The following is a 1,646-nucleotide window of genomic DNA, read 5'->3' on the forward strand; positions in this document are numbered from 1 at the left end:
GAAATGATAATCGTAACGACAATCGCAATGATAACCGCAACGATAATAAGAAAGGTAATAACGGAAACCGCGATAATCGTAACAGATACCGTGAGCCGGATTACGAATTTGATGCTATCATCGAGAGCGAAGGTGTTCTGGATATTATGCAGGACAACTACGGTTTCCTAAGATCTTCAGATTACAACTACCTTACTTCTCCTGATGATATTTATGTATCGCAGTCACAAATAAGATTATTTGGTTTAAAGACAGGAGATACAGTACAGGGACAAATTAGACCTCCAAAAGAAGGAGAGAAATATTTCCCGCTTATCAAAATAAATAAGATCAATGGACTGGATCCACAGGTCGTAAGAGACAGAGTTTCTTTTGAGCATCTTACACCACTTTTCCCGAAAGAGAAATTCAATATCGCTGAAAAGCAGGCGACAATTTCTACAAGGGTGATGGATCTTTTTGCTCCAATTGGTAAAGGTCAGCGTGGGATGATCGTATCTCAGCCTAAGACAGGTAAAACAATGTTATTGAAGGATATCGCAAATGCTATTGCGGCAAATCATCCTGAAGTATACCAGATCGTTCTGTTGATTGATGAACGTCCTGAAGAAGTTACAGATATGCAACGTAACGTAAAAGGTGAAGTAGTTGCTTCAACTTTTGACAAAGAAGCTCACGAGCATGTTAGAGTTGCGAATATCGTACTGGAAAAGGCTAAAAGACTTGTAGAGTGTGGACATGATGTTGTTATTCTACTTGATTCCATTACCAGACTGGCACGTGCTTACAATACGGTACAACCTGCCAGCGGTAAAGTTTTAAGTGGTGGTGTAGATGCAAATGCACTTCACAAACCAAAACGTTTCTTTGGTGCTGCACGTAACATTGAAAATGGAGGTTCTCTATCTATTATTGCTACCGCTCTAACAGAGACTGGATCTAAAATGGATGAGGTGATCTTTGAAGAATTCAAAGGTACTGGTAACATGGAACTGCAATTGGATAGAAGAATTTCCAACCGTAGAATATTCCCAGCAATCGACCTTGTTTCTTCAAGTACGCGTAGGGATGATCTGTTGCTTGACGAAAACAATGTGAAACGCATGTGGGTACTACGTAAATATCTTGCTGACATGAACCCTATCGAAGCGATGGAATTCATTAATGACAAGATTAGAAATACTAGAAATAACGAAGAATTTTTAATTTCCATGAACGGATAATTGATTCTTTCCTATATAAAATCTGAAAAGCCTGAAACTAGAGTTTCAGGCTTTTTTTATGCGATAAGATTAAGTTAAGTAAGAAGGCTTTGAGTTCGTGTAAGATTACTGGCTACAGAACTGTTTCGAGGTGTATCAATATAAAATCCATTTCAAGGCATTCGCTTTTTATAATTGCAGTACAATGAGTGAACCAGAAAGTCTGAAAACTGAGTTTTACAATACTGAATATTTTAGATTAACCTTCAGCAGCAAATACTAACAGCACTTCGGATGATATCTGCGATAGTATAGTTTTAAAATGGAAATTCGCTCTTTGCGAAGTAAAATTTGAAAATTCCGTAGTAATTTCGGAAGGACACAGATTCTAATTATTTGCAATAAAAAAGCCCTGTCGATTGACAAGGCTTAGAGCGGGAGACC

1 protein-coding gene is annotated in these 1,646 nt (G+C 37.9%); it reads left to right on the forward strand.

Annotation, left to right across the window (positions count from 1 at the left end):
- On the forward strand, positions 1-1,223 hold a 1,223-nt coding region (gene rho, locus ACNKXS_RS00735; protein ID WP_417919211.1), incomplete at its 5' end, for a transcription termination factor Rho.
- Between the last annotated feature and the right edge of the window lie 423 nt (positions 1,224-1,646).

Source organism: Christiangramia marina (genome assembly GCF_048285865.1).
Classification (GTDB): domain Bacteria; phylum Bacteroidota; class Bacteroidia; order Flavobacteriales; family Flavobacteriaceae; genus Christiangramia; species Christiangramia marina.